Here is a 13,487-nt window from a genome sequence, read left to right as displayed (position 1 = left end):
ATCTCCTCCAAAAGGGCCGCCAACAAGACAGCGAACACCTTTTGAAGAGTTCTGACGAATTGTTCCTCCAGCTCTTTTAATAAAGGCCATTCTGTGGTAAGATGTTTCATGGACTCTCTCCCTCCTGTTTTCGGTTGATGTTGACAATCACCATCATAGCAGGGAGAGAGTCCTTTTTGCATGACATTTGCTTTTTTCTACCGCGCTTCGCTTGGTGGCCCCGACGAGCGTCGCGAACAAAAGTTCGCAACCCTCGTCGGGGAATCATTCCTGAATGTCACCCACAAATATTTTACTCACACCAAGAGATCGCCGACATCGGGTATGGCGCTTCCAAAAAACAATGGTACTACGGGTTGATGCTACACCTTCAAGTAACCGATCAAGAGCTGCCGATGGGGTATGTGGTGACGGAAGCATCTTGCCACGATCGAACCGCAGCCGAAAGCGTTATGACCCAAATTCCTCACCCCTATAACTTCGGGGACAAAGGATTCATCAGCCGTGACTTGCAAAAAAGGCTGTACGAAGAATACCAAATGGCGCTTTGGACTCCGTCTCGAAAAAACCAGAAACATCGAGCGTCTGAGACATGGGAGCAGTGGATCCAACAAAAACGCAAAGTGATCGAGACGGTGTTCTCGGTTCTAGTTGGCCACTATCGCATCCCTGAGATCCGAGCCAATTCGATCATTGGATTTGAAGTGGCGTTAGACGGTATATTGTTAGCCTATTCCCTGGTTACACTTGGGCTAGTTGAGCGCTAAAGCTCAACTAGCACCACGGGTCATGTTTCATAAAAGAATCGCCCTTCTTTCGGCGATAGTGGTTAAGGTGACTCTATTCTACCAGAAAAAGGGCGATTCTTCTATTTTGGCGCAAAAAAAGTGGTGCTGATCCCAAAACGCATTCGCGTTTTGGGTCAGCACCAAAATTTGACGATTTCCTTTCCACATCCCTGTGTATAAACAACGTGTATCGTTAAAATCATTTTTTATCGCTAAACTTGATGGGTATGGTTATCATTCCCCTTCCCCCTGCTTCATCTGGTTATACACCTCATCATACTGCTTCGCCAAGTCAAAATCGAGCTTCGTCAGCCCTTTCGCCCGCCATGAGGACAGTTTCACTGTAATGAGCTTGTAGTCGATCGAAATGAACGGGTGGTGGTTTGTGTTTTCCGAAATCGCGGCGATTCGCCGAACGAACTCGATTCCTTGCAAGTAGTCTTGAAAACGGTATTTTTTCACAATCCACCGCTCATCGACCAGCTTCCAGCCGTCCGCTTTTTCAAGCAGTGCTTGCACTTCCTCTTCCGTTAACCGCACCGTTATCCCTCACCCTCTATATTTTGAAATATGCCAGCCAGCGAAACCGTCAAATCAGCGAACAAAAACGAGACGAGCACATCGCCTTCGCCAAAGACGCTCCGCTTCTCATACCCTTTTTCGCCGCGGCCGTACACTTCCACCGTTCGATGCAGCGGATCCACGATCCAATATTCCTTGACGCCAAACTGTTCGTACAACATATACTTTTCGTTTCGATCTTTCAACGCTGTACTTGGCGAAAGCACTTCCACTACCAAGTCAGGCGGACCATCGCAGCCTCGGCTGCCAATTTGGCTTTGATCGCAAATGACGGAGATATCTGGTTGCACGACATGCTTCGCCTGTTCATAGTCCGCCTGCTCATCAAGGCGTACATCAAATGGCGCCATGACAACCGTGCATCCTTTTTCACGAAAAAATGCCCGCAAAGCGACATACAATTCACCGACGATAGACTGGCGGACAAATGAAGGGGCCGGTGCCATGTTGTAGGGCACGCCGTTGATCAGCTCCCACCGTCCGTCCCACTTGACATAATCTTGATACGTATACCGTTCCTTTTGCCGCTCGGTCGGCTTCACGTCCATTCCCCCACCCGCTTGCTTTGCCCCTATTATACCATCGGACATCCGCGGCCGTCATACAACTCAAGAGCTTGCTCCTCAAAAAAGAGCCATCCGGTCGAGATGGCTTTTTTCGCAAAATACTCGTTTTAAGGCCGCAAGCTCGCCAATTGCTCGGCAAGTCGCAAATAAAAGGCGCGAATATCAAATGACGGATTCGGGTCAACGCCGATGATTTCCAAATGGTCGACATTGTACGTTCCCATGTCATTCCAAACCCCTTTTTTCAACGCCCCGTCATACGGTACGATCCGATCGCTTGATCCACGCTTTGGACCGTTCATGGAAACCGTATTGACAATACCATCGTTTTCAAGCCAGCGGTCGTCAATGCCGAGCGTCGGATTGCGGTACGAACCGAGAAACGGAGCGCATACGACCGCGCTGAATGCATTCATTCCGAGTTCGGGATAATAGTTGCCTGTGAGCGCTCCGCGATACGTCCGTTCTGTGGCAAAGCTCAAATAATACGTATTCGGGCTTGCTTGCACCCATTGATTCAACTTCTCAGCTCCGGAAACGGATAAATCGTAGCGGGCGGTATCTGTCGACGTCCAAACAGGGGAGCGCTTGAGCCGTTCAAAATAATGGTCGAACGATTCACCCGGCTGGCGGCGCAGTCCCCATTGGTCGAGCTTAAAATCGTATACTTGACTCGTGTACGGCACGTTGCTGGCGACAGCCGCCGCTTCCAACACCGCTTTTTGCAAGTCAAAAAAGCGATCGGTGAAATCAACCATGTTGACAAGCGTCGTCCCGTCATGAGGAGTGGCGATGGTCGTCACACTCAACACAAAATGATGTCCACCTTCAAACAACGGTGACAACGACACGTTGTGCGCCTTGGCGTACTCCCGCTCTTCTTGGCTTCCGTTCTCTAGGAGCGAGACAAGCATGCGGGCCGTCTGCCCCCCTTGGCTGTGGGCGATGATATGGATGCGGCCACCCCTTTTCAATTCCGGCAACAGGCCGGGATAAGTGCGGCCAAACCGCGCATGGCCGTGCTTTGCCGCATGGGCTGCCCCATAATCGACCGTCCCGCCGACAAGCTGAGCATACGCTTCACACGCCCGGTCCCAGTTGCTCGAGAGCGGTCCGACCGCCAGCGTATAAGTTCGATAACCGTTGTCGTTCAGCCATTGTTCGATATCGCCGCGCACGCCGCCCCAGTACTTGAACCCAAACATTTCTTCTCTTCCCCAGCCAGTAAAGCCATGGAGAAGTACAATCGGCGCATCGTTGGCGCGTGAAACTGCCGCTTCAGCTCGCCCTCCCGGGACCGATAGGCCGAATACAAGCCATAATCCGAGCAACACAAACATAACCCGACAGCATTTCATCACGCTCTCCTTCTCCTCCCCTCGAATCGACTGAACCCCTTTATTCCGAATTACCTGAATATTCTATACTAAATAATCAGGCTATTCAATCCCGGCAATTGTCGGGTTTTCTGATGAGGGAAAGAGAAAAATGCACTTTTGTGCCGTCATATTTCGTTTCTCGCCGACAGCGAGAGGGTGATGCACTATGTCATGGCAGCGTTCCATCACCGCCTCGTACGGACGGTTGGCTAATCCACAAACGGTCCGAACTTTTGCTCGTAATGGGCGAGCGCCAACAGCGGAAAAATGTAGCGGTAGCCATGGTAATGGATGTAAAAGGCGCCGGCCATCCCTTGTCCGACCGGGTACGAGGCGGTCCAATCCGGGTGATGAAGCATACGGACTAGGGCGCGAACGCCGGCTTTCATTTCCGGGGTCGGCCGCTCGGCGGCAGCGATCAGTGCATCGAGCGCCCAGGCGGTATGGACCGGCGTGCTGGCGCCAAGCGGCACATACGTCTTGGCTTCGTCGCTTTTGCACGATTCACCCCAGCCGCCGTCATCGTTTTGGATGCTCAACAACCAACGGACCGCTTTTTGCATCGCCGGGTGATCGATTGGAACGCCGACGGCTGAGAGCCCGGTCACCGCCGCCCATGTGCCGTACACATAGCAAATCCCCCAGCGCCCATACCACGAACCGTCGGCTTTCTGATGGTCAAGCAGCCAGTCGACGGCGCGGGCGATGGCGGAGTGGTCTTTCGTTAATCCAGCGAACGTTCCGAAATATTCGAGCGTCCGTCCGGTCAAATCGGCTGTTGACGGATCCATCAATAAAAACTCCGCCCCTTCGATCGGCAAATACCGCCAAAACCGTTTGCCTACGTTCTTTTCAAACGCCGCAAACCCGCCGTCATTGTTTTGCATCGAAAACAGCCATCGATTCGCCCGGTCCCACGCATGGCGAAACGCCGTCTCTTTGTCCGCCGCCCGACGGATGGCGCGCAGCGCGGCGGTCGTATCGTCGACATCCGGGTTCATCGTATTCACATCGGAAAATCCCCAGCCGCCCGGTACGCCGTACGGGTTGTGCACCGCCCAGTCGCCGTAGCGAATGTGCTGGCGCGACAACAAATAGCGGTTCGCTTTCTCAATCGTCCGGTCGGTCGGCGGCACGCCCGCTTCCTGCAGCGCATAGCTCGCCAACGCCGTATTCCAGACGGAAGCGGTTGTATATTGCATATGCGTATGCCCATCGATTTCGGTTCGCAGTGAGCGCAAACCGCGAACAGCTCGGACAATATGCGGGTCGTCTTTTGGATAACCAAGCGCGAGCAGCGCAAAAATGAACAAAAACGTCGAACTGAAGTAGCTGTACAACGTTCCGTCCGGCTCAATATGATCAAACATATAACGGACGGCGCGTCGTTTGGCGGCATCGTGCAGTTCAGCCGGAAAACCGATCAACGCTCGCTTGATGTATGACCATAGCGCCCGGTTTTCCGGCAGCCGCCAACCTCCACGGGAAGCGGCCAAATCACACAAGTCTGGGCTTTTCGCCGTTTTCCTACTGTACCGGCGCTCCGCGGCGACGAGAAGCGGAATCATGTTCGCCCTTCCATACACGGAAAGGTCATACATATTAAGCGGAAACGACGGGGGGAGAAGGAAAAAGGCAAGCGGCAGCGGAAACCGCCTAGGCCATGGGTACTGTCCAGTCAAAGCCAGCATCACTTTTGTAAATAGATGGACGTTCTCTAAACCGCCCATTTCCAAAATGCGCATTTTTGCCTTTTGCATGTGCGGATCGGTTTTTTTTCGGTAGCCGGAGTAAAGCAAGGCATAATACGCCTCGGTTGTCGCTGTCACATTGCCGTCACCTTCATCCGCAAACAGCTTCCACGCCCCGTTTGCCCCTTGCCGGCTCTCGATTCGCTTGACGAGCGCTTGAATCAACGGTTCATCATTTATTTCAAGCGTCCGTAATAAAATGATCATATAGGCGTCTGTCGAAATGCCTGTTTCAAACGGAAACCGCCACGATCCGTCGGCCGCTTGCGACCGTTTGAGCACGGCAATCAACGTGCTTCGTTCGTCGGCCACCATGCATCGCCTTCCTTTTTCACAAAATTCCGTTTCCTTCCATATTTATTCGTCTGGTGGGCGGTCGATGCACCAAAGGGGGTCACTATGCGTTGCCTGAGGCCGAAAGCGTCATCCCTTCCCCTTTCCCTTGTTGACGTCTATCGGGAATTAAAGAAAAAGCAAAAGAAAGGGTACACGATCGTATCTGAACGTGACTTAACCGCCAAAGAGCGGCAGCTCATCCGCCGCATCCGGGCGGTGACCGCGGAACACAACGAAAACAATGTGACCCGAACGGCGGCGTATCTCGATTTTTACTTGCGCCATCGCGAAATTCATTGGGCGTTTTTAGGGCATATGGTGTCGCGCAACGGCGGCTGGAACATGACCGACTTAAAAGGGGAGCTGCTCATGCGGCTGCTCTCGGAAGAAGAGCGGCAGTCATTTTTTGCTTTTTTGGAGCGCGGCAACTGGCTGATTTTCCAAGATATTTATCCGCAGTTTTTGCTGTATGAAGAAAGCCAAAAGCACGGCCGACCGCTCTTTTATTTATTGCCGTATGTTGGCGTTTCGACGTTTATGGAAACGATATGGAACCATTTTTGGCACCGCGGCGATCTGTACACGTTGGCCATCGCCCTCGTGATTAACGAACAAAGCTATTTGGAACGACGAGTCATTCAACATCCCGTATTTCAGCAAACCGTTTTTCAGACGCTCAAATTTCAACTACAAGAGCTGCTCCATTTCAATCACATCTTGTTCCCGCATGACGACGGCCAAGGCGGCACCGCTTTGATCGGTCAAACGCTTCATCAGTTTGAGTCGCTCCATGAACGCATTTTGCTTGGCAAACGGCTGTACTCGATTTTGTTTGACAATGAAGAAACGCTGGAAAATGCGGTGCGCTGGGCTGTCAGCCATCCGCATACCGGTTCGCGCAAAGATTATTGGCCGCACTTGTTTAACGATGTGTGCGAATCGTTTCCAAGGGAACCGTACCGCCGCCGCGTCCGCGACTGCCAAATCGTTCCCGGCGCCCCGCGCCTGTACAGCCCACAGCTTCGTCACGCGTGGAAAAACGTCGTCCATGAGGCGGCCGAACCTGGCGATTGGTTTACAGATCCGCACGTCGTCCGCTATCTTGTTAAACCGGAACAACGGATCAATGGGGAGATCGTTCATGCGTATTGTGAAACACTTGAAAAAATCGAACTGGCGATCATCGCCAAAAACGCCTTCTTCCACGCGCGCTAGGCGCCACGCCTATCTTGCCTCGGCGCTGCTTTCCTCTTGGGCCGGGACGTATTTGGATTTGTATTTCACCGGAAAAGGGGTGTACGTCTTTCCGAAGCGCCCGTTTCCATCCCTCTTTTCGATCGATATTTTCTTTACGATGGTGGTTCTTCCGCTATGCACCGTCTTGTTTCTTTGCCTGATGGAGCGGCTTGGCCGCCTCGGACGCATTGGCTTGATCATCGCATCGGCCGCATTGATGGCAACATTCGAAACGAAAGCAGAAGCGTACGGCTTGTTCGTTCACGCCGCTCTGTGGAGGCATTCGTATTCTTTTGCTGGGTATGGCGTATTTCTCGCCGTCATCTGGAGCTTTTATCGCCGGTTTCAACGGATTGACTAGCATCGATGCGCATAAACAAGCGGCTGACAAGCCACGATAACAACGAAACGAACTGTTGGCGAAAATAGGACGAACTGTTGTTGAGTAGGAGGAACCTGTTTGAAAAGAAAACAAGCCGCTTTCTTGTGCTCCGTCATCATTGCCATCGGCGCCGTTCTAATGGCTAGGACAGCGACGAACGGAGATGCAGCCAAAGCAAGACGGGGGACGACCATTGTCATCTATTTGGCCGGCGACTCGACGGTCGCCGCCGCTCCCCGCTCCCGCGCACCGCGAGCCGGATGGGGGGAAATGCTTGACGGCTGGTTTGACGATCACGTAGTGGTCAAAAATATGGCCGCTTCTGGCCGAAGCGCGAAAAGTTTTATTGAGGAAGGGCGGCTCGAGCGCATTTTGCGGGAGCTCAAAAAAGGCGATTATTTGTTCATTCAGTTTGGCCATAACGATGAAAAGGCGAACGATCCGGCGCGTTACACCGAACCGTTCACCTCTTACCAAGCGTACTTACAACAATATATTGACAGCGCCCGGGCCAAAGGGGCGATTCCCGTCCTCATCACCCCGGTCGAACGGCGGCGGTTTTCTGCCGACGGACGGGCGCTCGATTCCCACGGACGCTATCCTGCCGCCATGAAAGCGCTCGGAAAACACGAACGTGTTCCAGTGATCGATTTGACAACGAAAAGCAAACAACGGTTTGAACAGCTTGGACCGGAACGGACGAAGCGGTGGTTTTTATGGCTTGAGCCGGGCGAACACCCCAATTATCCGAAAGGCATCAAAGACAACACCCATTTTCATCAGCGCGGGGCGAAAGAAATCGCCCGTTTGGTCGTCGAAGGCATCGTCGAACTGAATCTCCCTCTTCGCCGCCACCTCATCCGTTCGCCATACGAGACCGTTCAGCCAGGCGGTCACTAGACCGCCTCAGCGGCGAAACACCGTGACACCGGCAGCGCCTCGCCTGCTTTTTCCCGCCCCCGTCCCACCTAGGGCGGGTGTGTGCTCCCTTTTTACTCCCGCTAGGCGCTGTCCGACAGCCGGCATACCGCCTGCCTCTCTACCGGGCGCTTCCGACGTATGGCGCTCTGCCGCTCGTTGGTGAATGGTACGTTTTGTTCAACAAGCGGTGGTATATGGACGCGAGCACTTGTTGAAACAGCATGCCGAGAACGACCGGCACGCTGACTGCCGGCGGAAAATACGTCATCGCGAGCACCGCGCCGGCGCTGATGTTGCGCATCCCGCCGGTAAACGTCAACGCGATGATGTCCGCCGGGGCAAATCTGAGCCAACGGGCGGCCATCCAAGAAAGAAAATAGCCGGAGCTTGCGATCACCAAGACGAGCAACGCCATGAAAAACAGCCGGGCGTCAACACGGCCAAAATACGGGGCGACGACCGCGCTGTTGATCATGACGACAAGCGCCAGCGCCAGCTTGGAAAACGGCGACAATACCATGGCAAGCCGTTCATTCACCTGATTGGACAGCCGTTCGCTCACGAACATGCCGCCTAGCGACGGCAAAATGATCATAAAAAACAAACCAAGCATCATCTGGCCCACGTCGAGCTCGACGTGGGCCAGATGATGCTTGGTTTGTTTTTTATGATCATTTTGCCGTCGCTAGGCGGCATGTTCGTGAGCGAACGGCTGTCCAATCAGGTGAATGAACGGCTTGCCATGGTATTGTCNAGCGCCAGCTTGGAAAACGGCGACAATACCATGGCAAGCCGTTCATTCACCTGATTGGACAGCCGTTCGCTCACGAACATGCCGCCTAGCGACGGCAAAATGATCATAAAAAACAAACCAAGCATCATCTGGCCCACGTCGAGCTCGACCGCGCTTCCGGCCAATACAAGCAACGTCAGCGGCACAACGACCGGCGACAAAAACGTATCAATCAAAATGACGGACAGCGCCAACGCCAAGTTTCCCCGTCCGATCGACACCCAAATAAAGCTCGTCACCCCGGTCGGAATGACGGCCGCCAACACAAACCCGATCACCGTCAACCGGTCGCTGCCAAAAAACAGATGGCCAAGCCCAAACGCCCAAAGCGGGACGACAAGGTGAAGCAGACATAGCGCCGCAGCGATCGGACGAGGATGGATGAGCGCCTCTTTCAAATCAGCCAAACGCAGCCGCAAACTGCCGCTAAACGTCATAAACGCAAACAGCCATGGCACAAGCGCCGCATAGCCGCGCAACTCCTCAGACAGCCATAAGCCTGCCGCCACACTCGCCGGCGTGAGAAACGGGAGCGTCTTCTCAAGCCGGCGATTGATCGTTTGCCACATCGGTTTCATCTCCAAATCTCGTCATGAGCGAGGATCATCGCCTTCGATTCGTCTCCTCTTTTCATTATACATCGTCATCGTCTGATGAGAATAACCGATTTTCCATGAAACCGATGGCCGACGATTAGGCGGCCGCACGCGCTATGACTTATTTCGCTACTTTTTCCCCGATCTTTTCAGCCGGCAGCAAAATCTCGTTCCGTTTGACATCGTACAACCCGTACGGAATCAAGCGAAGGCCTGGCAAAAAGTCGCATGTTAAAAACAACAGCGTGTACAAAATATCGTGAAAAGGAAATCCACGTTTCTGGAGGACTGCAAGCAGTTCGTCATGGAAACGGACAGCCGTGTCAAACGAATGGTCGGTTGTCATCATGCCGGTAAACGGCAGCGGAATTTCCACCACTGTCTTGCCGTCATCCACGACGACAATCCCGCCACCCATCTCATACACTTTTTTCGCCGCTGCCGCCATCGCTTTCGGATTCCGGCCGATGACAAGCAGTTCGGTCGTTGTGTTGTACGTGGACGCCATGCCATCAATATCGACGGCAAACCGCTCCAAAATGGCTTTGGCTACCCATTGCCCGTTGCGGGCGATGAGCGCGGCATACAACAGCCCTGGATGCTGGGAAAGATCCGCATAGCCGTCAACAGATGGAAGAGCCACCTCTTTCCGTTCAGTAATGACATTGCTTTTAAAATACGCGACCGGCACCGGCTTGTTTGGCCCTGGATGCGGATAGTGGTATAGATGCTCGTCCTCAAGCCGCTCTTTCGCAAACAAAAACGGCTTTTTCGACACATACCGATTCCAGTCGATGGCTGGCAGCGACGCGAGCAGCTTGCCGTCGCGGGCAACGATGCTTCCTTTGGAAATGACAAGCGACGGCTTGAAAGTGACCAAATCAGGGAGCAAAATGATATCGGCGAGTTTGCCGGGGGCAATGCCGCCGATGTCATCATCAAGCCGCAAATATGTCGCTGCGTTGATGGTCGCCATTTGTAGGGCGGTCATCGGCGGCACACCGAGCTCCACGGCCTTCCGAACCAACCCGTCCACAAACCCTTCTCGCTCAATAAAACCCGGATGCGGACCGTCTGTTGTCATCGTGATTCGTTGCGTGCTGACCTTTTTCTCTGTGATCAAGCGGATGATTTCCGGGAAATCCGGGCGGAGCGAGCTATGACGAAGCGTCGTCCATAGGCCGAGCCGCAGCCGATGGAGCGCCTCTTCAGCCGTGATAGCTTCATGGCAGGCGCTGACGCCGCTTGCGGCAATGCTGTTGAGTTTCTCATACGAACAGCCGGCCGTGTGGCCATCAACGACTTTTCTCGCACGTTTCGCTGCTTCAATCGTATCGATTAAAAAAGGATCACCTTGATACAACAGCGGCCATCTTGTCACTTCCGCCGTCCCGACGACTTCATCCATCTCGAGCAGCTTTCGAATTTCCTGCGGGTCGAACCAATCACGCTCCCCTGAAAAATCAGCTTGCGACACCAAACGGACGAGCCAAAAGAAATTGCCCGGCAGCGCCCGCAAATCTTCGATCATCTGCCGAAAGCCATCGACGCCAAAATGCAAATAAAAAAACAAGTCGTCGTTCACCGTCGTCGTCGTGCCGAGCGGCAACACTTTGGCCGTCATGCTGACGGGATTGTAAATCACCCATGGGTGAGCGTGAGGCTCGATGAATCCGGGTGAAACATACATCCCCTCTGCGTCGATGACGATCGTATGTTCATCGATCGCAACTTCGTTTTCCCCGACATAGGCAATTGCATCTTGATAAATGGCGACGTTTTGACGCAAAAATTCGCCCGAATAGACGTTGGCTACCGTTCCACCCTGAATGACGATATCGGCCGGACGGCGCCCTTGCGCTACTTCAATCAACTCCGTCCGCTTCGCTGTTCGAATCATAAGCCCTTTCCCCCTTCCTCAGCTTAGAGAAAAAGCAAGCCAAGACGCAGCAAGGCGAACTTGGCTTTCCCATTCCTTTCCCATTCATTAGGCATTCAGCAACGGATTCATATGGACACATGCCCCTACTCCGTCTTCCTCCAACAACTGCCGGACATCGTCGGGAATCGGCACGGCAAACATGCGCCCGTTCTCCTCTTTCACCCATCCTCTTAACTCAAAACCGTGGCCGGTTCGCACATCTTGGCGGAACACTTCATGGCGCAGCTTGATCGTTTTCCTGTTGACTTCTTCCGCCGTTGTTTTAATCGTAATAATGTCATCGTAATATAACGGGCGCTCAAACGTACAGCCGACATCAAGCAACGGAAGAATGATATTTTGTTCTTTCATCAGTTTTGCTGGTGACAATCCTATGCTGCGGAAAAACTGATGGCCGGCAATATCAAACCATTTAAAGTAGTTGGGGTAATAGACGATGCCGGCTGCATCGGTATCGCCAAAGTTGACGCGCAGCTGCAACTCGTTTTGCTTCATAGCCGATCGTTCCTTTCGCCTCGTTCATCGTTGTTTCAATAGTTGCCGCAGTTTAAATCGCTGAATTTTTCCAGTGGCTGTTTTCGGGAGTTCGTCGATCAATTCGATGATGCGCGGGTATTTATAGTGGGCCAGATGTTGCTTTGCAAATTGCTTGAGCTCTTCTTCCTTCTCGGCTGAACGAGGAACGCCGTCTTTCAACACGACGAACGCTTTCGGAACCACCAACCCGTTTTCATTTTCCACGCCTACGACGGCCGCTTCCAACACGTCGTCATGCCGCAGCAGACAGTTTTCCACCTCGATCGGGGAAACCCAAATGCCGCCGACCTTCAACATGTCATCGGAGCGTCCGCAATACCAGTAATACCCTTCTTCGTCGCGGTAATATTTATCGCCGATATACAGCCATTCCCCAACGAATTTTTGCTTGTTTTGCTCGTGAAGGTTCCAATATCCATGGGCGATCGAGTCGCCGCGAATGATCAAGTCGCCTACTTCATTTGGCGGCAGTTCATTCCCTTGTCCATCAATGATTTTTACTTCGTAGCCCGGGACTTCTTTTCCGGAGCTGCCCGGTTTGACGTCGCCAATGCGGTTGGAAATGAAAATGTGCAACGCTTCCGTCGAACCGATGCCGTCTAAAATGTCGACCCCAAACAGCTGTTTCCATTTATAATAAAACGATGGCGGCAACGCTTCGCCAGCAGATACGCAAACACGCAATGAGCTAACATCAAAGCGCCGGCCCGTTTTTTCGACATAATCAATCATGGCGCCGTACAACGTCGGCACGCCGAAAAAAATCGTCGGCTTGTACGTTTCAATCGCCTGAAACATCACCTCCGGCGCAGGCCTCTCTTTTACAAGCACGGTCGAAGCGCCGACGCCTAACGGAAAATACATTCCGCCGCCAAGGCCATACGCGAAATACAGTTTCGACGCCGACAGACAGCGGTCATTTTCGTTGATTTCCAGCACTTGTCTGGCGTATGTGTTTAACGCATATTCCATATCGTGCTGCAAATGGATGATTCCTTTCGGATCCCCAGTGCTTCCTGAACTGAACAGCCAAAACGCTGCATCATCCTTGTTCGTCGGCGCCGCTGCCAGCTCCCGATCCGCGCAGGCGAGCAACCGATGAAAGGAAAGTGTGCCCTCGACGGAATTGTTATCGCTTTCATGAATAACGATGACATCTTGCAAAAAGGCAAACCGCTCGCGAATCAACTGAAGGCGCTCCCATAAGTCTTCATGAATGACTAACCCTTTTGCACGGCTGTTGTTTAAAAAATATTCGTAATCTGACGGCTGCATCATCGTATTGACTGGAATCGGCACTGCTCCAATTTTGATGGCGCCAAAAAACGTATAGATAAACTCGGGAGTATCGTGGCAGATCATCACCAGCCGATCCTCTATCCGATAGCCAAGCCTCCTCAGCATATTGCCGGTTTGGTTCACCTTTTCCTGCAATTCTCGGTAAGAAATTTGCTCATCGCGATAATAAATGGCTGTCTTCTTGCCCAATCCGCCCTGAACGTTATGGTCAATAAACACCCCTGCCGCATTGTACAGCCTTCCGAACCCGCGCAATTCCATCGTTCACCATCCCATTCCTCATGAAATTGAACTGCCCGGTAAATCGGCGTGCCAAACAACTGGGCAGCGAAGCCCTCGAAAGGATGAACCTGCCCCTTCATAAGGGCTCCGCTAACCA

At 52.9% G+C, this 13,487-nt stretch carries 11 protein-coding genes and 3 pseudogenes; 4 read left to right on the top strand and 10 right to left on the bottom strand.

The genetic code is table 11. From position 1 onward, the window contains the following. A partial coding sequence (locus T260_RS1000000140195; RefSeq protein WP_370736683.1) for a UPF0236 family transposase-like protein occupies window positions 1-110 on the bottom strand: 110 nt, incomplete at its 3' end. A 189-nt stretch (window positions 111-299) separates the two neighbouring features. Here T260_RS1000000140195 and T260_RS0119815 point away from each other — a divergent pair. Further along, window positions 300-767, top strand: a pseudogene (locus T260_RS0119815) (IS982 family transposase); the annotation flags it as partial. 255 nt (window positions 768-1,022) lie between these two features. Here the strand turns inward: T260_RS0119815 and T260_RS133740 are convergent. From T260_RS133740 to shc, 4 genes are all read right to left on the bottom strand, one after another. Next, window positions 1,023-1,328 carry a 4a-hydroxytetrahydrobiopterin dehydratase gene (locus T260_RS133740; protein ID WP_014196047.1) on the bottom strand — a complete coding sequence of 102 codons (306 nt, stop codon included), beginning with the start codon at window positions 1,326-1,328 and terminating at the stop codon, window positions 1,023-1,025. A gap of 2 nt (window positions 1,329-1,330) precedes the next feature. Continuing rightward, complete coding sequence (locus tag T260_RS133745; protein WP_023633585.1) at window positions 1,331-1,918, bottom strand: Uma2 family endonuclease; 588 nt, start codon at window positions 1,916-1,918, stop codon at window positions 1,331-1,333. A 125-nt stretch (window positions 1,919-2,043) separates the two neighbouring features. Next, window positions 2,044-3,294 (bottom strand): esterase/lipase family protein, encoded by a 1,251-nt coding sequence (locus T260_RS133750; protein WP_023633584.1) that lies wholly within the window; start codon window positions 3,292-3,294, stop codon window positions 2,044-2,046. 230 nt (window positions 3,295-3,524) lie between these two features. Then, window positions 3,525-5,381: a squalene--hopene cyclase gene (gene shc, locus T260_RS133755; protein WP_023633583.1), complete on the bottom strand. Its 1,857-nt coding sequence runs from the start codon at window positions 5,379-5,381 to the stop codon at window positions 3,525-3,527. 84 nt (window positions 5,382-5,465) lie between these two features. Here shc and T260_RS133760 point away from each other — a divergent pair, with 84 nt between their 5' ends. The 3 genes from T260_RS133760 to T260_RS133770 all read left to right on the top strand — a co-directional run bounded on the left by T260_RS133760 (window position 5,466) and on the right by T260_RS133770 (window position 7,920). After that, window positions 5,466-6,617 carry a DUF2515 domain-containing protein gene (locus T260_RS133760; RefSeq protein WP_023633582.1) on the top strand — a complete coding sequence of 384 codons (1,152 nt, stop codon included), beginning with the start codon at window positions 5,466-5,468 and terminating at the stop codon, window positions 6,615-6,617. Continuing rightward, the gene (locus T260_RS133765) at window positions 6,544-6,999 is read left to right on the top strand and encodes a CBO0543 family protein (protein ID WP_023633581.1); all 456 of its coding nucleotides are present in this window, start codon (window positions 6,544-6,546) and stop codon (window positions 6,997-6,999) included. Before T260_RS133760 ends, T260_RS133765 begins: the two co-directional genes overlap by 74 nt. Window positions 7,000-7,098: 99 nt before the next feature. Continuing rightward, window positions 7,099-7,920, top strand: a complete 822-nt coding sequence (locus T260_RS133770; protein WP_023633580.1) for a rhamnogalacturonan acetylesterase — start codon at window positions 7,099-7,101, stop codon at window positions 7,918-7,920. 139 nt (window positions 7,921-8,059) lie between these two features. Here the strand turns inward: T260_RS133770 and T260_RS0119810 are convergent. The 5 genes and pseudogenes from T260_RS0119810 to T260_RS133785 all read right to left on the bottom strand — a co-directional run. Continuing rightward, window positions 8,060-8,578, bottom strand: a pseudogene (locus tag T260_RS0119810) (bile acid:sodium symporter family protein); the annotation flags it as partial. A 119-nt stretch (window positions 8,579-8,697) separates the two neighbouring features. After that, a pseudogene (locus tag T260_RS0119805) lies at window positions 8,698-9,303 on the bottom strand (bile acid:sodium symporter family protein); the annotation flags it as partial. Between the two features lie 148 nt (window positions 9,304-9,451). Then, window positions 9,452-11,230 (bottom strand): adenine deaminase C-terminal domain-containing protein, encoded by a 1,779-nt coding sequence (locus T260_RS133775; RefSeq protein ID WP_023633579.1) that lies wholly within the window; start codon window positions 11,228-11,230, stop codon window positions 9,452-9,454. Window positions 11,231-11,317: 87 nt separating this feature from the next. Further along, window positions 11,318-11,767 carry an acyl-CoA thioesterase gene (locus tag T260_RS133780; protein WP_023633578.1) on the bottom strand — a complete coding sequence of 150 codons (450 nt, stop codon included), beginning with the start codon at window positions 11,765-11,767 and terminating at the stop codon, window positions 11,318-11,320. A gap of 24 nt (window positions 11,768-11,791) precedes the next feature. Continuing rightward, the gene (locus T260_RS133785) at window positions 11,792-13,369 is read right to left on the bottom strand and encodes a benzoate-CoA ligase family protein (RefSeq protein WP_023633577.1); all 1,578 of its coding nucleotides are present in this window, start codon (window positions 13,367-13,369) and stop codon (window positions 11,792-11,794) included. Window positions 13,370-13,487 lie beyond the last annotated feature (118 nt).

The organism is Geobacillus thermopakistaniensis (assembly GCF_000498995.1).
Taxonomy (GTDB): Bacteria; Bacillota; Bacilli; order Bacillales; family Anoxybacillaceae; genus Geobacillus; species Geobacillus thermoleovorans.
The sequence above is the reverse complement of the archived record's forward strand: the minus strand, read 5'-3'. Positions and strand labels throughout refer to the sequence as shown.

Excerpts from the sequence above, each read along its gene's own strand:
- T260_RS133760 (WP_023633582.1), top strand. The coding sequence starts at position 5,466 with ATGCGTTGCCTGAGGCCGAAAGCGTCATCCCTTCCCCTTTCCCTTGTT.
- T260_RS133775 (WP_023633579.1), bottom strand. The coding sequence starts at position 11,230 with ATGATTCGAACAGCGAAGCGGACGGAGTTGATTGAAGTAGCGCAAGGG.
- shc (WP_023633583.1), bottom strand. The coding sequence starts at position 5,381 with ATGGTGGCCGACGAACGAAGCACGTTGATTGCCGTGCTCAAACGGTCG.
- T260_RS133765 (WP_023633581.1), top strand. The coding sequence starts at position 6,544 with ATGCGTATTGTGAAACACTTGAAAAAATCGAACTGGCGATCATCGCCA.
- T260_RS133745 (WP_023633585.1), bottom strand. The coding sequence starts at position 1,918 with ATGGACGTGAAGCCGACCGAGCGGCAAAAGGAACGGTATACGTATCAA.
- T260_RS133785 (WP_023633577.1), bottom strand. The coding sequence starts at position 13,369 with ATGGAATTGCGCGGGTTCGGAAGGCTGTACAATGCGGCAGGGGTGTTT.
- T260_RS133780 (WP_023633578.1), bottom strand. The coding sequence starts at position 11,767 with ATGAAGCAAAACGAGTTGCAGCTGCGCGTCAACTTTGGCGATACCGAT.
- T260_RS133750 (WP_023633584.1), bottom strand. The coding sequence starts at position 3,294 with ATGAAATGCTGTCGGGTTATGTTTGTGTTGCTCGGATTATGGCTTGTA.